Raw genomic sequence first — 25,654 nt, forward strand, 5'->3', positions numbered from 1 at the left:
GGAGCACCTGGACCACGTCGTCGCCGGCTCGACCTTCAGCCGCCGGTGGTGAAATGGGCTCGCACGGTCCTCACCGACAAGCCTGCTGCGGGCGCGTCGACGCCTGGGGGCCACATTCACCGAGCAGGAGCGCGGCGACCGCCTCAGGGGCCTCATGCAGCGCGTCGTGGCCGGTCGGGAGGTCGTGGACCCGCCAGTCGGGATCGGCCTGGAGCCGATCGCGGAGTTCGGCGAACGGCGTCCGGTCTTCCCAACCCGAGCAGTAGATGAACTCCCGGCGGGGGGTAGGCGCGAGCGCGCCTGTGAGCCGGATCGCCTGCACGAACGAGGCGAGGGGATGGGGACGGCAGCGGGGATCCACGCCGTCCGGCGGCCGGACGGCGTAGCCGGTGGTCGCGGCGCCGGCGGCGAACGCCTCCCGGTAGCGCTCGGTCGTCGACGACCAGCACGACTCGCCGTCGCGCGGCACGTAGGCGTCCAGATGCACCAGTCGTGAGACCCGGCCGCCGGCGCGATCGGCGGCCGCGGTGATCACCATCCCGCCGTAGCTGTGGCCGACCAGCGTCGCACCGGTGATGTGGGCGCGGTCGAGGAGCCGCAACACGTCGTCGGCATGGGTGTCGAGGTTGGCGGCCGCGACCGTCGCGTCGTCGTCGTCCGGCCGCAGACCGGTCAGGGTCAGGGCGTGAACGGCATGACCGGCACGCTCCAGCAGCGGAGCCACCGCCTCGAACGCCCAGGAGCCGTGCCACCCCCCGGGCACGAGCACGAACGTCGCCATGCTTTCTCCTTCTCTCCCACGCCGGCTGACATCGAGGAACGCTTTCCTGGTGACATGCGGTCCGGGCGGACGCTCCGCGCGGCTGAGGACCTCCGCATGGACGCAGTGTTACCAGATCACCATGTGACACCGAGCGGACGCGGATTTCCGTCAGGCCCGCCCTCAAATCCTCGGCGGACCGAGCGGGAGGGGACGGGGCCGGGGGCAGGCACCGGCTCTCGTCGGTCACGATGGGGTACCTCATGGCCGGCCACCAAAGTTGCTCAGTCGCGTGTCCGTTCAGGTTGCCGGGGCCTACCTCGTTATTGACCAGTCGCGGGTTCGGTCAGCCGCCGGGGCCCACCTCGTTGTCGGGGGCGCCGTCGCCACCGGTGGGCAGGTCACCGCGCTCGACGGGACTTGGTGGTGGGGAAGGTGTGCCGGTCCCGGTCGCAGGTCGTGCTCCGGCGACGGCCGCCTTCAGGGCGGCCCGGTCCACGTCCGCGAGCCGTCCGGCGAGGCGGATGTAGTGGTCGCCGCGAACCGCGGTGTACTCGTGGCGGCCGCCGCCTTGCCGGTACCAGCCCACCTCGTCGCGGTCACACCGTACTGGGGCGGTGGGCGGCTCGGCGCCGCTGATGGGGGTGTCGGCACACTGGCCGTCGCTGAAGTCACCGCGATCAACGCGTAGTTCGACCCGCCTGCCGTCGGGGGAGACGTAGAAGGCGCCGAAGCCCTCTTCCCCGACCCCGCCGACCGACTGCTCGGCGAGCTCGTAACCGGGCAGATCCACGACGTAGATCAGGGCCGGGGCCACACCCTGCGCGTGAGCTCGGTCGATGACGGCCTGACTGAGCACCCCCTCCGAGCCGCAGCCGGACAGAACGGCGCCCAGGACGAGGAACAACACCAATACCCGGCCCACCCCCACACTCTAGAAACCCGTCCCAGAGACGTCGAGCGGACCGGCTCGGGCTCCAGGCAGGTCGTGACCGGTCTCACCGGCATTGGTGGCGCCGCCGTCGCCGTCTCTGGTCAGGTCAGGGAGTCGATCCAGCGTTCCAGGCGGCGGCCTTCGGTGGCCATGAGCTGGGGGTCGCGGAAGGTGTTGGTCAGCAGGGAGATCCCCTGGTAGGCGGCGATCAGGGCCACGGCGAGCTCGCGGGAGTCGGGCCGGCCCATCGCCTGGAACTGCTGCTCGGCCCAGTCGAGCAGGACTTGCATGATCTTGGCGATCTGGCGGTCCAGGCCGTCTTCGCGTTTGTCGAGCTCCGCGGCCAGCGTTCCGGTGGGGCAGCCGTACCGGGCCGCGAGCTCGCGCTGATCGATCCACCCGCCTACGAGCGCCTTCAGCCGGTCCTGGGGAGTGGGCAGCGTGTCGAGCGCGGCGATGATCGTCCGCAGGTTCTGCCCGTGCGCGTCGATGGCGGCCTCGACGAGCTGGTCCTTGGTCTTGAAGTAGTAGTAGACGTTGCCCACGGGCACGTCGGCCGCTCGGGCGATGTCGGCGAGCGTCGTCTTCTCGACACCCTGTTCGTGCAGGACGCGGGCCGCGGCCGTGGCCAGCCGCTCCCGTTTGCCCGGCTTCTGCCGCACCTTCGTCGAGTCAGTCACCTGACTAACTATAGACGCGTGGTGATCTGATCGACTATGGTCCTGAACCAGTTAGTCAGCTAACTTACCTGGGAGATGGTTTGCGTGATCGTGGTAACGGGTGCGACCGGGAACGTCGGACGGAACGTCGTACAGATCCTCGCCGCGGCCGGCGAGCAGGTGACGGCGGTCTCCCGGCAGCCTGTGCAGCCCTCGCAGCTGCCGCCCGGCGTACGGCACATCCGGGGCGACCTCGCCGAGCCCGTCAGCCTGAAGCCCGCGCTGGAGGGGGCCGACACGCTGTTCCTGCTCGTCGCCGGTGACGACCCGCAGGGCATTCTGGACCTGGCCAAGGCGGCCGGAATCCAGCGGGTGGTGCTGCTCTCCTCTCAGGGAGCCAGGACGCGACCCGAGGTCTACCGGCATCCGGTCGCGTTCGAGGAAGCCGTGCGAGGCTCCGGTCTGGCGTGGACGATCCTGCGGCCCGGCGGCTTCGACTCCAACGCCTTCGCGTGGGCCGATCAGATCCGGTCGCAGCGGACGGCCGCCGCGCCGTTCGGCGACGTCGGGCTGCCGGCCATCGACCCGGCGGACATCGCCGAGGTCGCGGCGGCGACCCTGACCCAGGACGGCCACACCGGCCGCGCGTACGAGCTCACCGGTCCGGAGCCGGTCACCCCGCGGGAACGGGTCGCGGCGATCGGTGGGGCGCTGGGCACTCCCGTCCGGTTCGTCGAGCAGACTCGCGAGGAAGCCCGCGCGCAGATGCTGCGGTTCATGCCCGAGCCGGTCGTCGACGGCACCCTCGCCATCCTGGGCGAGCCGTCGGGCGACGAGCAGCAGGTGAGCCCCGACGTCGAGCGGATCCTCGGCCGCACGCCGCGCACCTTCGCCGACTGGGCGGCACGCAACATCGCGGCCTTCCGATGACCACGCCGACGGCGACCTTCCGGAACGCGAGGACCTCGGGTGGCGGCTGCACAGTGAGCTCCTCGTCCCGGCCCTCTCCCCGGTAGGGCACGCCGGTACGCCGAACGCGCTGGACCGTGCCGCCCGACCCGCCCGGCCGGGTCGCGCTCGCGGTCGACTGAGTGATGAAACTCAACATCTGAAAGGGACACACACTATGCCCATCCAGCCCGTACTCGACTCGACGATGTACTACGAGGACCTCGGCTCTGGCGCCCCGATGGTCTTCCTGCACGGCAATCCGACCTCCTCCTACCTGTGGCGGCACGTCCTCCCGGCCGTCGGCGAGCCCGGCCGCCGCCTGGCCCCCGACCTGATCGGCATGGGCAGCTCCGGCAAACCGCCCATCGACTACACCTTCGCCGACCACGTCCGCTACCTGGACGCCTGGTTCGACGCCCTCGGCCTCGACGACGTGGTGCTGGTCGGCCATGACTGGGGCAGCTTCCTCGCCTTCGACTGGGCCGCCCGCCACCCAGGGCGCGTCCGCGGCATCGCGTTCACCGAGGCGATCGTCAAGCCGATGTCCTGGGAGGAGTTCCCCGAAGGAGGCCGTGAACTGTTCCGGGCGATCAAGACCAGCGGCGTGGGCGAGGTGATGATGCTCGACGACAACCTCTTCCTCGAGCAGGGGCTGCCGGGCAGCGTCGCCACCACCCTCGGCCAGGAGGACCTCGACGCCTACCGCAGGCCCTATCCCACGCGGGAGAGCCGCCTGCCGCTGCTGCGATGGGCACGCTCCATGCCGCTCGGCGGAGAACCCGCCGACGTCGTGGCCAGGGTCGAGGCCTACGACCGGTGGCTGGCGACCAGCCCCGACGTGCCCAAGCTGCTGCTCACCTTCAACCCCGGCCCCGGCCACATGATGACCCCGGCGATGTACGACTGGTGCGCGGCCAACATGGCCGGCCTGGAGATCCGGCACCACGACGTGATCGCCGGGCACCATACCCCGGAAGACCATCCCCACCTGATCGCCGCCGCCATCGCCGACTGGGCCGACAAGCACGCACTCCGCTGATTCCCGATGGCATGGGCAGATGTCTCTGCCCACTCGATGGGTGGGCATGGGCCTCGTTCACCGGGCGAGGCCCTGGTCTTACCGGCCACTGTCCGGGGTTCGTGCCATTTGGCCGCACGGGCAACGGTCGACGCATGTCGTCTGGCAAGTCGTGCCCTGATCCGCCACGGTGGATAGGGCGATCCGCATGTGGTCGTCGCGGAATGCGCGGACACCATGGAGCAGGACCAGTGGCCGGCCAGTCGGTTCGAGAGCCGGGTGGTGCGGGCGATCGGGAGTGTGTCGCAGGCCTTGGTGGGCTGGCGCGGGTCATTCGAGCCGGGGCTTCGGCACGCGGGGTTCAGTTGTGACGCTGTTCACATCCCCGTCGATACACCCGATATCTCAATGCTTCTCTGCAGGTGAGTGGCTCAGATCAGCGGGGGTGCCTTTCTGGCCGAGCCGCGGTAGTCCTCCACGGTATAGCGCTTGTCGCCTTCGTCGAGTTTCGCGTGGCCGGCCGTCACAAGGTCGATGCCGAGGACATCGGCGAGCCGGACCAGATAAAGCGTCACGTCGGCGATCTCGGAGCGCAGACGGGCGGCCGCCTCGGGGTCCGCCATGACCTCGGACGCCTCCGCGGGCGTCAGCCACTGCAACTCCGCGAGCAGTTCGCCGACCTCTCCTGCCAGCGCCATCGCCAGGTTCTTGGGCGTGTGGAACTGCTCCCAGTCCCTGTCGCGGGCGAACTGCCGCATGCGCTCGGTCAACCCCTCAAGCTCGCTCATGGCAGCAAGCTAGTGCCGTGCCACGTCCGCGGGTGAACCGTGACCAGGGCGGTGCGTATGTCGACGGGCGACCCGACGGTCGGCGGGGAGTGCGCAGTCCGATGCCCGGGCGCTCCGGTCATGGCCGCTTTGGTGATGCGGGGCCGCACAAGCCGGAATGATCGTGGATGGTGGGGGAGGGGAACCATCCGGGTCTGTGCCCCCGTGGCGAAAGAGGACGCGGTTGTTGCACCGTCTTTGCCCAGTTCGCGAATTCGATCTTTAAGGCGATCGACCAGGTCGAAGTCAAGACCGAGGCCTGTCCGAGAGGCAAGGAAGGCGGCCACACTCCCGTGCCGAGATCGGTAGAGCCGCCACCTCGTTGACCGGTTCGCCCACTCTGCCGTCTTTGTCGGCCATGCCGACGGCAGGTGGCTCTCATTGCGCATAGTGAGTTGACAGCGACGAAGGGGAGCGGGTTGACTCATTCCCAACCGCACCACCCGTTTCGGTGGGTGGCCCGGAGCCCCGTCCAGTGGACGGGGCTCTATGTTGTTCACCATCTTCTTGGTGTTACGTGCACACAGAAGTGGGTCGAGGAAAGCAGGGTCGATGACGTCGCGGGCGTGGCTGGTTCGACTGGGCGAGACCGGACAGCGGGAAGAGGTTGCCCTGCATCAAGGGCAGGCGATTCTGGGGTGGCCGGAGTTGGGCGACCTCAGCGCCTGCGAGAGCCGAACGGACATGGCGGCCCTGGTCGCTAAAAGCTATCCCAACGAAGGAAAAGCGACCCTGTCCAACTGGACAGGGCAATTATGGAGGTTTCTCCGGGAGGTCCGCGAGGGCGACCTTGTGGTGTGCCCGTTGAAAACACGGCCGACCGTCGCCCTGGGACGGATCACAGGGCCATACCGCTATGAGAGCGATGCCGATCTCGGTTTCCGCCAGGTACGGCCGGTGGAATGGCTGCGCACGGACATCGTCAAGGGCGATATCGAGCAAGACCTGCGCAACAGCATGAGCTCCTTGCTGACGATCTGCGCCCTCAGCCGGTTTGGAGCACCTCGGCGCATCGCCCATCTCGCTGAGTACGGCACCGACCCCGGTCCAACAACGGACGAGATGATCGTCCTGGAGGGTTTCGACACCCCTCACGAGCTTCTCGATGCAGTGATCGCCAACAGCACCGGTGAACCGATCCGGCTAACCATCCGCGAGTTTCTCAAGCGCTGGGGAGTCACTCGCCGGACCTCGGCATCGGTGGCCCGCATAGAGGCGGATCTCGTCGCTAAGGGGGTTACGACACGGCCATCCTTCACCGAGGGTTGGTTCGACAACATCATCGAACTCCTCCCCATCGGCGAAGAACCCACCAGTGCCAAGGGGCTTACCAGCCAGTCATTGCTACCGGACGTCGAGGATGCCCCGGACCTGCCCGCGATCACCCTACGGGTCGGTGTCCTGGAATCCGCGAACAAGGGCGTGGCCTCCGTCGGCTTGGAGGACGAGCTCAAGATCGCCCATACCAAGATGCTGAGCGGCAAGTACTCACAGCTTGCCGTGATCGACGAGAACGGGACCTTACGCGGCGCTCTGAGCTGGGAGTCCATCGGCAAAGCGTCCATGCGGGGGCAGAAACTCCGTACTGTCTCCGATGCGGTGGACCGAACGGTCGGCTTGGTCGACCATCATGAAGACCTGCTCAGCCAAGTGAATGAAATCTACAACCGGGGCTTTGTCTTCGTCTGCGACTCCGACAAGAGAGTGACCGGCATCATCACCGCGGCCGATCTGACACAACAGTTCGGTACCCTGGCCCGGCCCTTCGTCCTTGTGGAGGAGGCCGAGCGCCGATTGAGAAGGCGAGCCGACGAGGTCTTCACCGTCGACGAACTCCGGCAGGCCGCGCCCAGGCACTTGGCCGCCCAGGTAACCTCGGCGAACGACCTGATGCTTGGAGCGTACAAGCATCTGCTCGCCACTTCCGCGCACTGGAACCGCTTGGAATGGCCGCTCGATCACGCGCTCTTCCTGGAACTGCTGGAACTTATTCGGACGGTTCGCAACGAGCTGATGCACTTCGCTCCCGACCCGTTGGACGAGGAGACCCTTAGGAGAGTGGAGGGTTTCATCGAAATGCTACGCATCGTGGATCCACGTCCTTGACGGACTGACTGTCACATCCGATCCGAGTGAACCCCCCTCAGCGTCCGACATGAGTGCGCTCATCCAGAGGCTCGGCCGGTGGTCGCCACGTGGCACGAGGTGATGTACACCGGCGCTACACCTCGGTGCCGGGGGGCGGGTGGTGGAGTCGCCACTGGCGAAGGTGGGCGAGGCCGGGGCGGAGGTCGGGGAGGTGGGAGTAAGGGGTGCGCGGGCCTGAGGTGGTGGGGAGGGCGAAGCCGACGGCCTTGCCGGGGGAGTCGGTGGTGGTCGTGGTCGTCGCGTACGCCTGGCAGTGGCCCTGGGACAGTTCGTAGGTCAGTAGCAGGCCGCGCCCGTTCTCGGCGAGGAGTGACAGGTCGGGCTCGGGCAGCGTCGCCAGTCGCTGGAAGGCGTCGCTGATCTTCTCGGGCCCCGGGTCGCCGTCGACGACCTCGCACCAGGTGGGGACGCCGTCGATACGGAAGACGCGCAGCTCGTACGGGCGTTGCCCGTGCCGTTCGGCGTTCGCGGCCAGCTCGGCGACCACGATCTCGGCGTCGGTGATCGCTTCGTCGCCGACCCCCGCCTCCCGCAGCACCTCCCTGACCACGGTGCGCGCCCGGCGTGCGGCCGAGCCGGGCTGCAGGACCTTCACCAGCACCCGGATGTCCTGATGCCGCACGGCGGCGGCAGGCGAGCCGTCCGGCCGCTGGGAAGAGGGGTGCGGGTCGGGGACGACGGGGGGCATGACGGTGCTCCGTTCGTTGTGGTGACGGTGCACAGCAGGAAAGACGGCCGGGGGAGCATGTGGAACGGCGTCGCATGCGCGTTGATCAGGGACGTGGCATGGCGTACGCCGGAAGTGGTCGATCTCTAGTCGTTTGATCCGAAGGGCTTGGCGCGTGGCCGCGGTCGGTGTCATCGTCATTACATTCAGTGGCCAGGCGATTACCGAAGGGGTCCGTCGTGGCAGTACGGGGAGAGCAGGCCGGTCGTCCCGAGCTGGTGCGGGCGCGACGGCGGCGCGGGCTGAGCCAGGAGGCGGCGGCCGAGGCGGTCGGGGTGTCGCCGACGACGTGGGCGCGCTGGGAGCGCGGTGAGCAGGGGGTGCGAGCCCGGCATCGGGCGCGGATGGCCGTGGTGTTCGCGGTCGAGGCCGTCGAGGTGGAACGGTGGGTGGAGGGCTGGGCCTTCGTGGAGACACCTTCCTGGCCGCTCGTGGACTGTGGCGGGGGGTCGCTGGAAGCTACGGTGAAGTCGGCCGACCTGCTGTGGAGGTACGAGATGGATCCGTCCCGCCGTCACCTGCTGGCCACGCTGCCGTTCGTCCCGGCCGCCCTGGGGGAGTGGCTGACCTCCTGGACCTACGACACCCCGGCCGCCTCCACCGCGCGCGCCGGGGCGGGTCGCGCGGTCGGCATGGCCGATGTGCAACGCATCAACGAGGCCCGCCAGGCGTTCAGCCAGATGGATCAGCAGTTCGGTGCCGGGCTTGTCCGGCCAGTGGTCATTAAGTACCTGAACAGCGTTGTGACGCCACTGCTTCATGGACGGTACGACACCAATGTCGGCTCCGAGCTGATGATCGCCGCGGCCGGGCTAACGGAAATGGCCGGCTGGACAGCATTCGATCTCGGCCATCACGGACAAGCCCAGCACCACTTCGGACAGGCGCTGAGCCTGGCGAAGGCAGGCGGTGACCTGCTGACGGGGGCGTGGGTGCTGATGACCTTGACGCAGCAGGCGATCTACCTCAGGGAAACGAAGTGGGCGCCACGGCTGGCCGGCGCTGCCGTTGACGCCGCTCGCCAGGGTGCGGCGACACCATGTGTCCTGGCGTTCATGCTCATCAAGCAGGCGGGTGCCATCGCCTTGCAGCGGAGATTTGCGGACACGCGTGAGAAGCACAGCCTCGGATGCGTAGAGCGTCTACTCGGCGATGCTGAACGCCTACATGCTCAAGGACCTGCCGGCAGAGACCCCGCATGGCTCACGTCGTACGGTCAACCGGGCTTCGCCGCCGCACTCGGCGCTTGCTGGCAGTTGGCCGGTGAGCATGCCAGGGCTCTCGCTTGCGCGGAAACCGCATTGCGGGACTACAACGAGCGCCATCCCCGGGCCATGCAGTTCACTCGGGTGAACGCCGCGGAAGCGTATCTCGGGATGAGGGAGTTGGAGCAGGCGCTCGATACGGCTAAGGCTGCGGTCCCAGCAGCCAGGTCGCTGACGTCCGTCCGTCTTGTCAAGCGTCTCCGCGAGTTCGCCGGTCAGCTCGAACCGTATGGCGACACCATGGCAGTCAGAGAGTTCCGCGACCACCTGCGAAGCGAGCTGGCGGCGTAACGCTCGGCTTGGGCACATCCGGCTGGCACGCCCCTTGAGCCGTATACGGCCGGGCTTTGTCTGGGCTCGCTGCTAATGTGCCTGCCACATAGGTGATGCGGCCCGACGGGCTTCCGCCGATCTGACGGTCGCGGACATGCCCCCATACCGCACGAGATTTCGTGCTGCGTGGGGGTAGGTCCGTGACGGCGTTTCGGCACTCCGCCGAAGGTCTGGCCAAGTTAGCGTCCCAGTCACTTCCAGAACGGCGGTTGAGTCAGCTCCTGACCGAGCATCTACGGATGACCGCGGGCGTGACGCCGTCCCAGGCGGAGCGCCGGTCATGGGACCGTAGCCTTCCGGTCCTGGCTTCGGACCTGATCGACGCCGGGCTCGGTCAGGTCGAGATGCTGGTCGAATACCAGCTCCCGATGACCAGCCAGCGGGCTGACGTGGTCCTCGCTGGCGTTGACCGGCGCACCGGCGGTGACGCGTACGTGGTCGTCGAGCTGAAGCAGTGGAGCCAGGCGGACCTGTACGAAGAGGACCAGAAGCTCGTCCTGGTGGAAGGCATGCCGGGAGGCCCTCACCTCCACCCGCTGCTGCAGGTGCAGGGGTACTGCGACTACATCGCCGACTTCGCCGCCGTTCTCGGAGGGCACCACGACGCCTTATGCGGCGTGGCCTACCTGCACAACGCCGCCGACCCGGACGTCCGTGACCTGTACGACCTCGTGCAGGACGAGCGCACGCGGATGTTCACCCAGACCCGCCGCGGGGCTTTTCTCGACTACCTTCGCGACCGGTTCGCCCCCCAGGCGGGTGCCGGTGCCGCCGACAGGCTGCTGACCAGCGCCGTCCGTCCCTCGAAGCAACTTCTCAGCTTGGCGGCCGCGGAGATCAAGAACCGCGAGCAGTTCGTGTTGGTCGCCGAGCAGCGGCTGGCATACGAGATCGTCCTGCACCATGTCGAGAAGGCTCGTCGGGCCAACTCCAAGGAGGTCGTCATCGTCTCGGGCGGCCCGGGCAGCGGGAAGAGCGTCATCGCGCTGTCGTTGCTGGGCGAGCTGACCCGCCGGGGCCGGAGTGCCGTCCACGCCACCGGGTCCCGGTCGTTCACCCAGACGATGCGCCGCTATGTCGGCAAGGGCTCGACCCGGGTGCAGAGTCTGTTCAAGTACTTCAACAACTTCACGCACGCGGACGCGAACGAGCTCGAAGTGCTGATCTGCGACGAGGCGCACCGCATTCGGGAGAACTCCTCGACGCGGTACACCAAGGCGAGTGACCGCACCGGTCGCCCTCAGGTGGACGAGTTGATGGCCGTGGCCCGCGTTCCGGTGTTCCTTCTGGACGAGCACCAGGTCGTACGGCCCGGGGAGCTCGGCACGGTGGCGGACATCAGACGGCATGCCGGGCAGCTCGGATTCCACGTGCACGAAGTGTCGCTCGACGCCCAGTTCCGATGCGGTGGCAGCCGCACGTACGAGAACTGGGTGCTGCGCCTCCTCGGCCTCGACGGTGGCGGTCCCGAGGTCTGGACCGAGGATGACCACTTCGACGTCACGCTGGCCGATTCCCCGTACGAGCTTGAGGCGCTGCTCAAGAGCAAGCTGGAACAGCAGTACTCCGCTCGGATGACGGCCGGCTTCTGCTGGAAGTGGAGCGAGCCGGGCAAGGACGGCACGCTGGTTCACGACGTACGGATCGGCGACTGGACGCGTCCCTGGAACGTCAAGGGGGACAGGGCCGTGGGCGATGCGCCGGCCAGTGCGCTATGGGCGACCGAGCCCGGCGGGTTTGGGCAGGTGGGGTGCGTGTTCACCGCCCAGGGTTTCGAGTACGACTGGAACGGCGTCATCATCGGTCCCGACCTGGTCGCACGCGACGGAAAGCTGCGAACCAAACGGTCCGCGAGCAAGGACCCGGCGCTCACCAGAAGCGTCAGCGACGAGCAGGCGGACCGGTTGATCCGTAACAGCTACAAGGTTCTGCTGACTCGTGGGATGGCGGGCACCGCGATATACGCCGTCGATCCGGAGACGCAGGAATTCCTGTCCACTCTCATAGAGCGGGCCGCTCCTAGTCGGCCTCTGCGTGCCGAGGCCGACTCGGTGTAGTTTTGCCGCAGAATGCGGTGCCGGGGAGGGGCGGGGATGGCGGAGCGGATAATCATCGGTGGCCGCTACGAACTCGACGATCTTCCGCTCGGTCGGGGTGGCATGGGAGAGGTTTACGGTGGTTATGACCGAAATCTCGATCGAAGGGTGGCCGTAAAGCTTATTCGCTTCCCTTATGGCCAGTACGACGAGGCTCTGGTAAAACGCTTCGTCCACGAGACGCGGGTGATGGCGAAACTCGACCATCCCGGTGCTCCGTCGGTGTACGACGCCAACGCCTACCAGGATCCGCGGCTCGGCACCCGTCCTTACCTGGTGATGCAGTACGTGGACGGGGTGACCATCGACCACCTGGTGAGCGAGCACGGCCCGCTTCCCGCCGCCTGGGCCGCGCTGATTACGGCGCAGGCGGCGGCCGTGCTCCAGGCCGCTCACGAGCGGGGCATCTTCCACCGTGACCTGAAGCCGAGCAACCTCATGCTCTGCCGGGACGGCTCGGTCAAGGTGCTCGACTTCGGCCTGGCCATGTTCCACGATCCCGAGCTGACCAAGCTGACCCGTAGCGGCACGGTCCTCGGCACGCCCTCGTACATGTCACCTGAGCAGATCCGCGGTGCGACGGTGGGGCCGCAGAGCGACATCTACGCTCTCGGGCTGGTCCTGCACGAGATGCTCACCGGACGCCGTCTCTTCGAGGGCGACACCGAGTACGACACCTTCGACAAGCAGGTGAACATCCCCGCCCCGCCCGTACGGCTGGAGCGGGCGGACGTGCCGGCGGGCCTGGACGCCTACCTGATGAGCATGCTGCAGAAGCGCGCGGAGGACCGCCCGGCGCAGGCCGGGTCGGTGGTCGAGGCGCTGCTGCCGTTCACCACGGGGCTGCCCCCGATCACCGGCGCCGTCACCTTCGCGCCGAGCGCGGTGCGCATGTACGCCGGCGCGGTCGCCCGCATCGGCGCGGGCGCGGAGAGCATCATGGCGTCCGAAATACTCGGCCGGGAGTCACCGCAAGCGGAACCGGAGCCCTCCGCCCGGCGATCGGCACGGGTCCCGGGCGGCGATGCGGGGTTCAGCCGCGGGGACATCGCCCAGGCGCGTACGGAGGCCAGGGCGCTGGCTGAGGATTCCCGCTACGGGCAGGCGGTGGAGGTGCTGTCCGCCGTTCTCGCGACCGCCGGCCGGATCTTCGGGGCCTTGGACAGCGAGGTGCTGGACCTGCGGATTCATCTGGCCGAGGTGCTGTTCGAGGGCGGTGACTACCGCCGGGCCGCGCCGACGTTCGCCGAGCTGAGCACCGACCTGGCGAAGAGGCACGGACCCGACGACGAAGTGGTGCTGCACTGCCGCAGGCAGGAGGCGACTTGCCACGCACTCATGGGTAGGACGGGCACGGCGCTTGAGATGCTCGAACGCCTGCTGGCGGACGAGCGCAGCCTGTACGGGGACGAAGACCCGCGCCCACTGGAGCTGAGGCGTCAGATCGGGTTGCTGCAACTGGGTGCCGGCGACACCGAGCAGGCGCGGGTGACGCTGACCGCACTGCTGTCAGAGCTGGTTCGGCGGTACGGCGCCGAGCATCCCGAGGCCGTACGGGTTCGCGAGAGCCTCAGCCGCCTGTCGATGTGATTCACCGAGAACAGGCAGGTCTTGGCGGGTCGACGTCGTGGTTCGAGCGCCAGGCCGAGGCGGTCTCAAGTCCTGATGGCGGGGGGAAGGCGGCCCCGCTGGGCTCCGCATCTTGAGCAGGGCACATTGCGCCCGTGACTGCGATACACAGACATTTGACTTGTGTCTGCGAGGACATGGTGTTAACGTTTCTCTTGTTCTACCTGATCTACCGTCCCCCCGATAGGTCGCCCATTCATCCGCGGTAATCGAACCGTACCGATTCTGTGACGCGCGTGGCCCAAGTCGTTATCCGGCCGGTGTGTGGATGAATTACGGCCCAGCGGTAAATCGCCGACTGTCCGACTTTTCGGTCATCCGGTCGCTGGAGACGGCGGGTTCCTTGCATCCGCATATGCGGGTGGATTAACCGGAAGGGCTGATAAGAGCGTGCAACTCTGGACAAACCGGCTATGGTGCGCCTCCCGATGACGGGCGTCAAACTCGAAGAGCTGACTCAGGGCGCCATCGTCGGCGGGGTCATCCCGGGCGGTGACGTGAAGGTCGTGGCCGTCACCTGGTACGGAGCCAACGCGCTCGAGCTCACCTACCAGACCGAAACAGACCAGATCACCGCTCAGCTGCTCGACCGCGATCGCGAGAGCCGGCTCGTCCTGCGCAGGCCGTCCGCCGCCTACGCCTTCGACGGCGATGGCGCGCACTTCAAATTCGCCACCGAGGCTCTGCGCATCCGCATGGCCGCCCGGTTCGACCCCATGCTGGCCGTCACCACCAGCGACCTCGAGCCGTTGCCGCATCAGATCCAAGCCGTGTACGGCGAACTGCTCGACCGCACGCCTCTGCGGTTCGTGCTCGCCGACGACCCCGGGGCCGGCAAGACCATCATGGCCGGCCTCTACATCAAAGAGCTGATGCTCCGCGGCGATTTGGAACGGTGCATGATCGTCGCGCCCGGCGGGCTGGTCGAGCAGTGGCAGGAGGAGCTACTGGAGAAGTTCGGCCTTCGCTTCGAGCTGCTCACCCGGCAACTGATCGACGCGCAACTGGAGCAGAGCGTCTTCGAACGCCATTCGCTGCTCATCGCCCGCATGGACCAGCTCTCCCGCAGCGAGGAACTCCAGGCGCAGCTCCAGCGCAGTGACTGGGACCTGGTCGTGGTCGACGAGGCGCACCGCATGTCGGCACGCTACTTCGGCGACGAACTGAAGAAGACCAAGCGCTACCAGCTCGGCGAGCTGCTCGGCAGGCACGCCCGCCACCTGCTGCTGATGACCGCGACCCCGCACGCCGGCAGCGAGGCCGACTTCCAGCTCTTCATGGGGCTGCTCGACTCCGACCGCTTCGAAGGGAAGTACCGCGGGGGCATCAGCTCCGCCGACACCGACGGCCTGATGCGCCGCATGGTGAAGGAAGACCTGCTCACCTTCGAGGGCAAGCCGCTGTTCCCCGAGCGCCGCGCCTACACCGTCCCCTACGAGCTGTCGCAGGCCGAGCGCGAGCTGTACGAGGTCGTCACCGAGTACGTCCGCGAGCAGATGGGCCGGGCCCAGGAGCTGGCGACCAGGGGAGAGGCGCGGCGCGGCAACACCGTCGGCTTCGCGCTCACCGTGCTGCAGCGCCGGCTCGCCTCCAGCCCGGAAGCGATCCTGAAATCGCTCGAACGCCGTCACAAGCGCCTCAAGCAGCTCCGGCACGAGCTGGCCACCGGTGGCACGAGCGCTGCCGAGGGCAGGCTCCGCGAGCGGCTCGCCGCTCTGGCCGGGCGGGCTCCGCAGGACCTCGACGCCGATCTCGACGACCTGCCCGGCGGTGAGGTCGAGGAGCTGGAGGACGACGTCGTCGACGCGGCCACCACCGCTCAGACGCTCGCCGAGCTGGACAAGGAGCTCGGTCTGCTGGAAGACCTGGTGGAGGTCGCCCGCGGGGTGCGCAACGCGGGCACCGACCGCAAGTGGACCGAGCTGTCGGAGCTGCTCCAGAGCCACACGCTGATCCGGGACACCGACGGCGGGCCACGCAAGCTGATCATCTTCACCGAGCACCGGGACACCCTCGAATACCTCGTGGAACGCATCCGCGGGCTGCTCGGCCGCGAGGAGGCCGTGGTCACCATCCATGGCGGGGTGACCCGTGACCAGCGGCGCCGCGTCAAAGAGCTGTTCACCCAGGACAAGGACTGCCGCATCCTGGTCGCCACCGACGCGGCGGGGGAGGGCCTGAACCTCCAGCGTGCTCACCTGATGGTGAACTACGACCTTCCGTGGAACCCCAACCGCATCGAACAGCGTTTCGGCCGTATCCACCGCATCGGGCAGACCGAGGTCTGCCACCTGTGGAACCTCGTCGCCGAGGACACCAGGGAAGGAGCGGTCTTCCGCCGCCTGCTCGACAAGATCGACGAGCAGCGCCGCGCGTACAAGGGGAAGGTCTTCGACGTCCTCGGCGAGGCGTTCCAGGGGCAACCGCTGCGCACTCTGCTCATGCAGGCCATCCAGTACGGCGACCGCCCGGAGGTCCGCGACCGGCTCAACCAGGTGATCGACGCCTCGGTGGGCCAGGGTCTGGACAAGCTGATGGCCGAGCGGGCCCTGGCGCACCAGAAGCTGGAGGAGGCCGATGTCGCCGAGTGGCGGCTCCGCATGGAGGAGGCCCGGGCCCGGCGCCTCCAGCCCTACTACGTCAAGGCGTTCTTCCTCGCGGCCTTCCGGCGACTCGGCGGACGTATCTCCGAGCGGGAGTCCGGCCGGTACGAGATCACGCATGTCCCCAGCGACGTCGTCGCCCACGACCGGCAGATCAGGGTCGGCGTACCGGTGCTGCGCCGCTACGAGCGGGTGACCTTCGACCGCGAGCTGGTCCGCCCGGCGGGCCTACCGCGCGCGGATCTGCTCGCTCCCGGTCACCCTCTGCTCGACGCGGTCGTCTCCTTGGTCATCGAGCGATACGGCACACAGCTCAAGCAGGGCGCCGTGCTGGTGAACCGGCGCGTCGAGACCGAGGAGCCGCACGTGCTGGTCGCGATCTCCCAGGAGATCGCCGACGGCCACGACCGGGTCGTCAGCAAGCGCTTCGACTTCGTGGAGATCGGCCGCAGCTCGGCCCGCGCCGCGGGGGCCGCCCCTTACCTCGACTACGCGCTGGCCTCCGAGGCGGAGCGGCGGCTCGTCGCGGGAGTGCTGGAGGAAGCCTGGCTGGCGAGCGGTGTCGACCGGCTCGCGGTCGGCTGGGCGGTGGAGAACGGCCTGGCGTCGTACGTGGGGGAGATCCGCGCCCGGGTCGCCGCGCAGACCGAGCGCACCCGCAGGCTCGTCCGGCAGCGGCTGCTCCAAGAGATCAACTACTGGGACACCCGGCACGCCGACCTCCTTGACGCCGAGCAGACCCGCAAGACCCTCAAGATCCGCCCGGAGACGGCGGCCCGGCGGGCCCGCGACCTGGAGGCACGCCTCCAGCGCCGGATGGCGGACCTGGACCAAGGAGAGCTGCTCCAGGTCCGGCCTCCTCGGGTGGCCGGCGGCGCGCTGGTGATCCCGCAGGGACTGCTGGACCGGCTCGCCGGACTACGCGACGGGCCGCCGGAGGCGTACGCGCGGGACACCGCAGAGGTCGAACGGCGCGCGGTCGATCGCGTCCTGCAGGAGGAACGGAAGCTCGGCCGCATCCCGGAGGAAATGCCGCATAACAACCCTGGCTATGACATTCGTTCCAGAACGGTCACTGATCACTGGATTTTCATCGAAGTGAAAGGCCGGGTAAACGGAGCGGATCACTTCCACGTCACACGTACGGAAGTTCTCACCGGCAAGAACACCGGGCCGAACTACCGGCTGGCGCTCGTGAGCGTCCACCCGGACGGCCCGGAGCACGACGAGGTCCGTTACATCGTGGATCCCTTCCGCGATGTGGACTTCGGCGACTTCGCCGCCACCGACCTCGGTGGCAACTGGCACAAGGAATGGGCACGAGGAGGAGCACCGATATGACCACGAACAACGAAGCCGGCACCCCTGGGTACCGCCGCAAGCTCATCGAGGTCGCTCTTCCCCTCGAAGAAATCAACAAGCAGTCGGCCCGCGAAAAGTCCATCCGCCACGGCCACCCCTCCACCCTCCACCTCTGGTGGGCCCGCCGCCCCCTGGCCGCCTGCCGCGCGGTCCTCTTCGCCCAACTCGTAGATGACCCGTCCTCGCGCCCAGATGAGTTCCCTAGCGAGGAAGATCAGACTCTGGAGCGTAAGCGCCTCTTCAACATCATCGAGCGCCTTGTTGACTGGGACAATATCAACGACAAGGGGCTGTATGAGGAAGCTCGCAGTGAAATATTGAAGTCCTGCGATGGAAAGATGCCGTCAATTTTAGACCCTTTCGCTGGCGGTGGCTCTATCCCTCTGGAAGCTCAGCGGCTCGGCTTGGATGCTCATGCCTCCGATTTGAACCCAGTTCCAGTGCTCATCAACAAGGCGCTGATCGAGATCCCGCCCAAGTGGCGGAATAAGGCACCTATATTTCCGGGAGCGGCCAAAAGTCGACTCGGTGAATGGCAGGGAGCAAGCGGTCTTGCTGAAGATGTGCGTCGCTACGGTGAATGGATACGGAACGAAGCGAAGAGACGGATAGGGAACCTCTATCCACACGTCAGACTAGGTGATGGGACTGAAGCGCCTATTATCGCTTGGTTCTGGGTTCGGACTGCGACCTGCCCGAACCCAACCTGCGGTGGAACGATGCCGCTAGCTAACGGATTCTGGCTAAGCAACAGGAAGGGCAAAGAGCGCTACGCCGAGCCGACCGTCCATGGCAAACGAGTCAAGTTTGAGGTTCGTGGACCGAAAGGTAATCCGCGAGAGGGTACTGTTAACCGGCAGGGTGCTGTCTGTCTTATATGTGAAACACCCGTCCCTCTCTCTTATGTCCGATCAGAGGGTAGGGCTGGCAGGTTGGGTGCGCAGTTGATGGCGATTGCTGCGGAAGGCCCAAGAAGTCGGTATTACGTAGCGCCGCCTGAAGATCATGAGCGGATCGCCAAAGCTGTGTCAGCTCCCGATGACGTCCCGGAAGGAGATCTCCCTGACCAAGCGCTTGGATTCCGAATCCAAGCGTATGGACTCACGTCGTGGGCTGACTTGTTTACTAATCGGCAGCTCACTCTTCTGGCCTGTCTAGTGGATCTCATAGAGGCGGCTGTAGCGAAATCCCTAAGTGAGGGAGCTTCTAGAAGCTATGCCAACGATCTAGCTGTTTATCTGACGCTCTTGCTTGGGCGTGTAGCTAATCGACACTCGAGTCAAAGTTTCTGGCACCCCGGCAGAGAGACGGTAGAGCAGGTATTTGGACGTAATGCCTTGCCGATGATCTGGGTATACGCCGAAGCAAATCCATTTTCTAGTTCCAGTGGCAATATCAACGGACAGCTGGATTACCTCGTCGAGGCGTTGGAGCGGACGCCTGCACGAGGATCGGGCTCTGTCATCCAACAGGACGCTGTCACCATAGGAAAGGGATCCGATGGTGGTGGACACATCATCTCTACCGATCCTCCGTACTATGACAATATTCCGTACGCCGATCTATCGGATTTCTTCTACGTATGGCATCGAAAGCCGCTCGGAGGCGTGCTTCCCGAGCTCTACGGGACGGTGGCTACGCCTAAGGCTGAAGAAATGATTGCTGAGCCTGCTCGTGCGGGTTCAAAGGCGGCGGCTACGAGATTCTTCGAAGAGCGTCTGCGCATGTTTTTTGAGGCTGCACTCCAGGTTCAAGGTCGAGCTTTTCCGCTGACGCTTTTCTATGCCTTCAAGCAATCGGAAAATGAAGAGTCCGGGACTGCATCGACAGGGTGGGAGACCATGCTGCAGGCCCTCATTGATGCAGGTGCCATAGTAGCTGCCACCTGGCCAGTGCGAACTGAACAGGCAGGCGGCCTCCGGCAAATCGGGCGAAACGCTCTAGCGTCCTCGATAGTTCTGGCGTGTAGGCCACGCGCTGATTCCGCGGAAGTCATCGATCGACGTGGTTTGATCAGTGCTCTAAAAGGGGAGTTGCCTGGCGCGCTGCGCGACCTTCAGCAAGGAGGAGTCGCTCCTGTAGATCTAGCGCAAGCTGCCATAGGGCCCGGCATGGCCACCTTCTCGCGTTACGCTCAAGTCACAGAGGCGGATGGCTCTCCGATGCGGGTGCGAGCAGCGCTTATGCTTATCAATCAAATTCTTGCAGAAGTACTTTCTGACCAGGAAGGAGACTTCGACTCAGACACTCGTTTCTGTGTTAAATGGTTCGAAAGTTACGGGTTCGATGAAGGGGTCTACGGTGTAGCGGAGACCCTGTCGAAAGCGACGAATACCTCTGTTGAAGGTCTAAGTCGCGCGGGCGTGTTAAGGTCTCGGGACAATAGGGTTCAACTATTTGGACCTGAAGATCTCACACCTAGTTATGACCCGCAGATGGACGACAGGGTCTCGGTGTGGGAGGTCGTTATGCACCTTGCCAAGCGGCTGGATGAGCAGGGTATCGAGGCGGCAGGACAGTTGATGGCAGCCGCGAAGATGCGGATCGATCTCGATACTGCTAAAGAGTTGGCCTACCTGCTCTTCTCGATTTGTGAGCGGCGTAATTGGGCTAAGACCGCCCTCCTATTCAACGCTCTCGGCTCGGAGTGGACGGAGATCGAGAAGGCGTCTCGTAGTGCCGTTCCGGCCGTGAGTGCTCAGGGGACGCTCGACTTCAGCGACGGCGAGGACTGACGACATGGCGATGAGCAACAGGGACAGGATCGGCCGGGGACTCGAACTGCTCGGGGCCGGGTTGCTGCCGTTCGTCGACATGATGATGGACATGGCCACCCCCACCGGCAAGGACTGGGTGCAGGTCCTCGAAGCGCGGGACGCGGCCAAGCACGGTACGAATAAGACCTACAGCAAGACCGACGTGCGTTTCCTGCTCCGGGTCATCGTCGAGGAATGGCGGGTCTTCAAGGACCGGCTCTCCCGGGTGGAGCAGAACTTCGCCGGCGAGCTCAAGGACATCGGCAACAAGTGGGCGCACACTCAGCCGTTCTCCGGTGACGACACCTACCGTGCCCTGGACACCATGGAGCGCCTGCTGATCGCGGTCGGCGCGATGGACCGGGCCGACGAGGTGCGCAAATTACGCCTGGACCACCAGCGCGGTCTCTACGACAGCGAGGCCCGCAAGGCCGCCCAGTCGGTCACCTCGTTACCGAGCATCGAGGCCAACGGCCTGAAGCCGTGGCGTGACATCATCGCGCCGCACCCGGACGTGCAGGCGGGCAAGCTGGCCGCCGCCGAGTTCGCAGCGGACCTGCACATGGTCTCCATCGGCGAGAGCACCAGCGAGGAGTACTCCAACCCGATCCAGTTCTTCCGCCGCACCTATCTGACCGACGGCCTGAAGGACCTGCTCCAGCAGGCGGTCGCCCGAGTCGGCAAGGACCCCAACGCCACTCCGGTCTGGAACCTGCAGACCAACTTCGGCGGCGGCAAGACCCACTCGATGCTCGCCCTCTGGCACATCTTCTCCGGCACCCCGCTGCACCAGTTCCCCCAGGAGGTCGTAGACCTCTTCGCGGACGCCGACGCCGGCGCCGTCGGCACCCCGGTCCAGCGCGCGGCCCTGGTGGGCAACCACATCGACCCGGCTGCGGGTAAGCCGAAAGCCGACGGCACCAAGGTGCACACCCTCTGGGGTGAGCTGGCCTGGCAGCTCGGCGGGCGCAAGGCGTACGAGATCGTCCGGGAAGCCGACGAGGCGCACACCAATCCGGGCGACGCGCTCCGCGCGCTGATCGCCGCCTACTCGCCCTGCCTGATCCTCATCGACGAGTGGGTCGCCTACGCCCGCCAGCTCTACAACCGCGAAGACCTGGCGGCCGGGACGTTCGACACCCAGTTCACCTTCGCGCAGACCATCACCGAGGCCGTCAAGGCCGTGCCCGGCGCGCTACTCGTCGTCTCGATCCCCGCGTCCAGCCATGCCGAGGCCGAGAACGGCATCATGGGCAGCGCCCTGGAGGTCGGCGGCGTCAACGGCCGTGCCGCGCTGGACCGCCTGCAGAACGTGATCCGCCGCGTGGCCCGCCAGTGGCAGCCGGCCCGGGCCCACGAGTCGTTCGAGATCGTGCGCCGCCGGCTGTTCGAGGAGCCGGACGCCAAGGCCAAGGCCGAGATCGGCGCGATCGCCAAGCAGTTCTACAAGTTCTACAACGACCACAAGGGCGAGTTCCCCCGCGAGTGCTCCGAGATGACCTACGAGGAGCGCATCAGGAACGCCTATCCGATCCACCCGGAGCTGTTCGATCGGCTGTACGAGGACTGGTCGACGCTGGACCGCTTCCAGCGCACCCGCGGCGTTCTGCGGCTGATGAGCACGGTCATCCACAAGCTGTGGCACGCCCAGGTGGCCGACCCGCTGATCATGCCCGGCTCGGTGCCGTTGAACGAGGCGACCGTGGTGAGCGAGATCGACCAGTACCTCGAAGACCGCTGGAAGGCGGTCATCGACACCGATGTCGACGGCGAGACGGCGACGCCCGTCCAGATCGACAAGGAACGCAACGTCTTCGGCCGGCGGGCCCTCACCCGGAGGCTGGCCCGGACCGTCTTTCTCGGCGCCGCCCCCACGCTCACGAAGCCGCACAAGGGCATCGAGCAGCAGAACATCTGGGCCGGTGTCGCGATCCCCGGTGACGTCGTCGGCAACTTCGGCTCCGCGCTCCACATGCTGACCGACCGCGCGACCTTCCTGTACGTGGACGGCGCCCGCTACTGGTTCGACACGCAGGCCTCCGTCACCCGGACGGCGAAGGACTACGCCGAACGGCTGTACCCCGAGGATGTGTGGGCGGAGATCGTCAAGCGGCTGCGAGCCAGTGAGCTGCGCATTCGCGGCGACTTCGCGGCCGTTCACGTCACCGACGACAGCTCGGAGGTGCCCGACACCGGCGACGCACGGCTGGTCATCCTGCACCCGAAGTTCGTGCACGCCAAGGGGGACGACAAGTCCTCCGCCCGGCTGTTCGCCCAGGAGGTGCTGGACAAGCGGGCCACTTCGCAGCGCATCAACCGCAACATGCTGGTCTTCCTGGCCGGTGACGCCCGGCGGATGGAGGAGCTGTCCGAAGCGGTGCGTGAGTTCCTCGCCTGGCAGAACATCTCCGGGCGCAAGGAGGAGCTGGACCTGTCCGTCCAGCAGATCAAGCAGGTGGAGACCCGCCTCGCCAACGCCAAGCAGGCCGTCGACCTGCGCATCCGCGAGACGTACTACTGGGCGTTCGTGCCCGACCAGCAGCCCGGCGGGCACATCACCTGGCAGATGGAGAAGGCCGACGGGAGCAAGGACAGGCTGGCAGAGCGGGTGAGCACCAAGCTGCGCCAGCGCGACGCCCTTCGCGTCATCCAGGCGGCGTCCGTCATCCGCGGGAACCTCGACCGGGAGCTGGGCAGCATCTGGAGCAAGCGGGGCCACATCTCGGTCGAGGAGCTGTGGGGCTACTACTGCCGTTACCCCTACCTGCCCAGGCTCCGAGACCGGGGAGTGCTGGACTCCGGCATCATCGCCGGGCTGGACGAGTTCGACTGGGAGCGGACCGGGTTCGCCCTGGCCACCGCTTACGACGGTCAGCGGTTCGAGGGGCTGGCGGTTCCGCCGAAGGACCACTTCGGGCAGATCACCGACAGCACGCTCCTGGTGCGTCCCGACCTGGCCATGAGCCAGCGCGAAGCCGAGCTGAGGTCCGCCGCGGAAGCGGCGGCGGCCGAAGCTTTGAAGAACGGTGGGGCCGACCTCCCGGTCGTGACCGGCGGCGCCGGCTCTGCCTCTGGCACGACCGGCTCGACCGGTGGGGCGGTTCCGCCCGTCACCCCGCCACCCGGCCCGAAGAACGTCAGGTTCTTCGGCGCCGCCAAGCTGGACCCGGAGTTCTACCAGAAGAGCTTCACCAAGATGGCGCAGGAGGTCATCCAGCACCTCGCCGCCGTGGAGGGGGTGGAGCTGGAGATCAGCGTCGAGATCAGCGCCCGAAAGCCGGAGGGCTTCCCCGAGGACAAAGTGCGCATCGTCTCAGAGAACTCCCGTGTCCTGAAATTCGACCAATTCGGATTCGAGGACCGCTGAGCTGGCGACCGCTCCGTCATGGGCGATGAGGCGGAGCGGTCACCAGTCGCCAGGGAAATGCTCTGATTGATCCGCCTATTTCCCCCGAGTGGTTTCCTGGCGGTGCAGAGAGTATCACCATTGAATATCAGCCCTTGGGAATGATGGATTCCCCTTAATAGGCTGATTATCGCGATGACATCAGGACCCCCACTGATCGCACGGAGTTGGTATGCCGGTTGAGAAAGCGGAGCGCGACATCCAGACCCTCGCGGGTCAGATCACCAGCGGTGAGATCAAACTCCCGGAGATCCAACGCGGGTACGTGTGGAAACCCACACAGGTCGCCAAGCTGATCGAGTCGCTGTACCGGGGATATCCCACCGGGTCGCTGCTCTTCTGGCGTACCGACGAGGAGCCGATGACGCGCGGCATCGCCATCGGCACCACTCAGGCCCAGCCTGCCGTGCAGCCGCTCTACCTTCTCGACGGGCAGCAACGTCTCACCTCCCTGCATCGGGTGCTCAACGATCACCCCGAGGCTCAGATCGTCTTCAACGTCGAGAACGAGGCGTTCCAGAACCAGAGCGCCGCCACGGCCAAGGACCCCCGGTGGATCAAGGTGCACGAGGTGGCCCGCCCTGGGGCCAAGCAGTTCCCGCTCGTCACCAGAATCCACTCGGCCGTGCCGTCGCTCGATCCCGATCTCATCGGGGAGCGTCTGGGCCAGCTCGCCGCGATCCGCAGCCGCCGCTTCCACATGGAGATCCTCACCGAGTTCCCGTACGACGAGATCGCCCAGATCTTCGTCCGGGTCAACAGTGGGCGTCCGCTGAAGACCAGCGACCTGGCCCTGGCCACGTTGTCGGCGCGCTGGACCGGCATTCTCGACAAGCTCGAAGACGAGGCCGCGCACTGGGCGAAGCAGCACTACCAGGACCTCGACGTCACCTTCCTGACCCGTGCGCTGACCGGCACCGTCCTGGGGCGGGGCCTGTCCACCTGGTCGCACGGCCGGCTCATCGCGGCCAGTGACGAGGAGCTGGAGAAGGGCTGGGCGACCGTCCGACGCGGGCTCAGGCACCTCGTTCCACTGCTCCAGCAGAACCTCAAGGTCAGCAACAGCAACCTGATCTCCTCGCACATCGCGCTGCTGCCCCTCATCGTGCTGCTCGGTGAGCGACCCGACGCGCCGCTGGACGCCGAGACGGCGAACGGGATCATCTACTGGTTCCTGCTCGCCAACATCCGCAACCGCTACAGCAGTTCGACCGACACGCGGCTCGGTCAGGACATCCCCGCCGCCCGAGGTCCCGAGCCGGTCAAGCAACTGCTCGCCAACCTCGGCGTCCGCGGCGCACACCTGGAGGTGACGCCGCAGGACCTGGTCGGCCGCACCGTCGGTAGCCCGTACTTCCTGCTCAGCTTCCTGGTCGCCAAGAACGCCGGTGCGCACGACTGGTGGTATTCCACGGAGATCTCCGCGACCGCCGAAGCCGGCCAGAAGCTGGAGTACCACCACATCCATCCGCAGGCGACCTTGAGGAACCACGGGAACGGCTACAGCAAGACCGAGATCAACGATCTCGCCAACCTCGCGTTCATCTCGGCCAAGGCCAACCGGAAGATCAGCGACCGGTCCCCGAGCGTGTACCTCGCCGATCCCGGCCAGCCGCTGGCCGAGCAGGAACTGGCGGCCCACTTCGTCCCTACCGAACAGCGACTGTGGCACGCCGGCGCCTACCGGGACTTCCTGAACGCACGGCGCACGCGGCTGGCCGAGGCGATGACGAAGCTGCTGGACCGGTTCCGGCCCGCCTGGCTGGACGAGTCCGCGACGACCGCCGATCCGCTCGCGGGCTCCTCCTTGGAGTTCGTGCTCTACCAGAGCTCCTGGGACACCGGTCGCGTCGTGGTCAAGGCCAAGGGCGACGACTTCGAGTGGGAGGGGGCGTTCAGCTTCGCCGATCTCGAATCCGCCATCGAAGCGGCCGATGGCGGCCTGGACAGCGACCTGGAGATCGCCGGTGAGGCACTGCCGGTCCGCGTGGAGAGCGACACGCTGACCATTCCCATCGGCCCTTTCCTGGCCTCCGGCACGATCGACGCCTGGCGCAAGACGCTGGAGCGCGAGAAGGCCGATGCCCAGCCGCTGTCCCAATGCCCGGTGACCCAACCCCGGCCCTGGGACGGCGAGCGCACCCTGTTCCCTGTGACGAGCATCGAATGACCGGATCGAC

15 protein-coding genes are annotated in these 25,654 nt (G+C 66.5%); 10 read left to right on the forward strand and 5 right to left on the reverse strand.

Annotation, left to right across the window (positions count from 1 at the left end):
• Positions 1-70: 70 nt before the first annotated feature.
• The 3 genes from ACWEN6_RS07810 to ACWEN6_RS07820 all read right to left on the reverse strand — a co-directional run bounded on the left by ACWEN6_RS07810 (position 71) and on the right by ACWEN6_RS07820 (position 2,374).
• Entirely contained in the window at positions 71-781 is a 711-nt protein-coding gene (locus ACWEN6_RS07810; protein ID WP_452569485.1) for an alpha/beta fold hydrolase, read from the reverse strand.
• 325 nt (positions 782-1,106) lie between these two features.
• Positions 1,107-1,685, reverse strand: coding sequence for a hypothetical protein (locus ACWEN6_RS07815; protein WP_452569486.1), 579 nt, complete (start codon positions 1,683-1,685; stop codon positions 1,107-1,109).
• A 110-nt stretch (positions 1,686-1,795) separates the two neighbouring features.
• Positions 1,796-2,374 (reverse strand): TetR/AcrR family transcriptional regulator, encoded by a 579-nt coding sequence (locus ACWEN6_RS07820; protein ID WP_452569487.1) that lies wholly within the window; start codon positions 2,372-2,374, stop codon positions 1,796-1,798.
• Between the two features lie 75 nt (positions 2,375-2,449).
• Between ACWEN6_RS07820 and ACWEN6_RS07825 the strand changes: the two genes are divergently transcribed.
• Positions 2,450-3,283, forward strand: coding sequence for an NAD(P)H-binding protein (locus tag ACWEN6_RS07825; RefSeq protein WP_452569488.1), 834 nt, complete (start codon positions 2,450-2,452; stop codon positions 3,281-3,283).
• Between the two features lie 178 nt (positions 3,284-3,461).
• Complete coding sequence (locus ACWEN6_RS07830) at positions 3,462-4,343, forward strand: haloalkane dehalogenase (RefSeq protein ID WP_452569633.1); 882 nt, start codon at positions 3,462-3,464, stop codon at positions 4,341-4,343.
• Positions 4,344-4,753: 410 nt separating this feature from the next.
• Here ACWEN6_RS07830 and ACWEN6_RS07835 read toward each other — a convergent pair whose 3' ends face one another.
• Complete coding sequence (locus tag ACWEN6_RS07835) at positions 4,754-5,110, reverse strand: nucleotide pyrophosphohydrolase (protein ID WP_452569489.1); 357 nt, start codon at positions 5,108-5,110, stop codon at positions 4,754-4,756.
• Positions 5,111-5,701: 591 nt separating this feature from the next.
• Between ACWEN6_RS07835 and ACWEN6_RS07840 the strand changes: the two genes are divergently transcribed.
• Positions 5,702-7,255 carry a hypothetical protein gene (locus ACWEN6_RS07840; RefSeq protein WP_452569490.1) on the forward strand — a complete coding sequence of 518 codons (1,554 nt, stop codon included), beginning with the start codon at positions 5,702-5,704 and terminating at the stop codon, positions 7,253-7,255.
• Between the two features lie 115 nt (positions 7,256-7,370).
• Here the strand turns inward: ACWEN6_RS07840 and ACWEN6_RS07845 are convergent, their stop codons facing one another.
• Positions 7,371-7,985, reverse strand: coding sequence for an ATP-binding protein (locus ACWEN6_RS07845; RefSeq protein ID WP_452569491.1), 615 nt, complete (start codon positions 7,983-7,985; stop codon positions 7,371-7,373).
• A 218-nt stretch (positions 7,986-8,203) separates the two neighbouring features.
• Between ACWEN6_RS07845 and ACWEN6_RS07850 the strand changes: the two genes are divergently transcribed.
• The 7 genes from ACWEN6_RS07850 to ACWEN6_RS07880 all read left to right on the forward strand — a co-directional run bounded on the left by ACWEN6_RS07850 (position 8,204) and on the right by ACWEN6_RS07880 (position 25,644).
• Complete coding sequence (locus ACWEN6_RS07850; RefSeq protein WP_452569492.1) at positions 8,204-9,580, forward strand: helix-turn-helix domain-containing protein; 1,377 nt, start codon at positions 8,204-8,206, stop codon at positions 9,578-9,580.
• A gap of 281 nt (positions 9,581-9,861) precedes the next feature.
• On the forward strand, positions 9,862-11,679 hold the full coding sequence (locus ACWEN6_RS07855; protein WP_452569493.1) for a DNA/RNA helicase domain-containing protein: 1,818 nt from the start codon (positions 9,862-9,864) through the stop codon (positions 11,677-11,679).
• A gap of 36 nt (positions 11,680-11,715) precedes the next feature.
• Entirely contained in the window at positions 11,716-13,308 is a 1,593-nt protein-coding gene (locus ACWEN6_RS07860; RefSeq protein ID WP_452569494.1) for a protein kinase domain-containing protein, read from the forward strand.
• A 467-nt stretch (positions 13,309-13,775) separates the two neighbouring features.
• Positions 13,776-17,291 carry a helicase-related protein gene (locus tag ACWEN6_RS07865; RefSeq protein ID WP_452569495.1) on the forward strand — a complete coding sequence of 1,172 codons (3,516 nt, stop codon included), beginning with the start codon at positions 13,776-13,778 and terminating at the stop codon, positions 17,289-17,291.
• Positions 17,288-20,047, forward strand: coding sequence for a DUF1156 domain-containing protein (locus tag ACWEN6_RS07870; RefSeq protein ID WP_452569496.1), 2,760 nt, complete (start codon positions 17,288-17,290; stop codon positions 20,045-20,047). Before ACWEN6_RS07865 ends, ACWEN6_RS07870 begins: the two co-directional genes overlap by 4 nt.
• A 4-nt stretch (positions 20,048-20,051) precedes the next feature.
• A complete protein-coding gene (locus ACWEN6_RS07875; protein ID WP_452569497.1) occupies positions 20,052-23,435 on the forward strand; it encodes a Swt1 family HEPN domain-containing protein in 3,384 nt (1,127 codons plus the stop codon).
• A 211-nt stretch (positions 23,436-23,646) separates the two neighbouring features.
• A complete protein-coding gene (locus ACWEN6_RS07880) occupies positions 23,647-25,644 on the forward strand; it encodes a GmrSD restriction endonuclease domain-containing protein (protein ID WP_452569498.1) in 1,998 nt (665 codons plus the stop codon).
• The last annotated feature ends 10 nt before the right edge of the window (positions 25,645-25,654 follow it).

The sequence above is a fragment of the Sphaerisporangium sp. NPDC004334 genome (assembly GCF_053602655.1).

Bases quoted from the DNA above. Each gene is read 5' to 3' on its own strand.
- ACWEN6_RS07825 (WP_452569488.1), top strand. From the start codon at position 2,450: ATGGTTTGCGTGATCGTGGTAACGGGTGCGACCGGGAACGTCGGACGG.
- ACWEN6_RS07865 (WP_452569495.1), top strand. From the start codon at position 13,776: ATGACGGGCGTCAAACTCGAAGAGCTGACTCAGGGCGCCATCGTCGGC.
- ACWEN6_RS07810 (WP_452569485.1), bottom strand. From the start codon at position 781: ATGGCGACGTTCGTGCTCGTGCCCGGGGGGTGGCACGGCTCCTGGGCG.
- ACWEN6_RS07855 (WP_452569493.1), top strand. From the start codon at position 9,862: ATGACCGCGGGCGTGACGCCGTCCCAGGCGGAGCGCCGGTCATGGGAC.
- ACWEN6_RS07840 (WP_452569490.1), top strand. From the start codon at position 5,702: ATGACGTCGCGGGCGTGGCTGGTTCGACTGGGCGAGACCGGACAGCGG.
- ACWEN6_RS07875 (WP_452569497.1), top strand. From the start codon at position 20,052: ATGGCGATGAGCAACAGGGACAGGATCGGCCGGGGACTCGAACTGCTC.
- ACWEN6_RS07860 (WP_452569494.1), top strand. From the start codon at position 11,716: ATGGCGGAGCGGATAATCATCGGTGGCCGCTACGAACTCGACGATCTT.
- ACWEN6_RS07835 (WP_452569489.1), bottom strand. From the start codon at position 5,110: ATGAGCGAGCTTGAGGGGTTGACCGAGCGCATGCGGCAGTTCGCCCGC.
- ACWEN6_RS07880 (WP_452569498.1), top strand. From the start codon at position 23,647: ATGCCGGTTGAGAAAGCGGAGCGCGACATCCAGACCCTCGCGGGTCAG.
- ACWEN6_RS07845 (WP_452569491.1), bottom strand. From the start codon at position 7,985: ATGCCCCCCGTCGTCCCCGACCCGCACCCCTCTTCCCAGCGGCCGGAC.
- ACWEN6_RS07870 (WP_452569496.1), top strand. From the start codon at position 17,288: ATGACCACGAACAACGAAGCCGGCACCCCTGGGTACCGCCGCAAGCTC.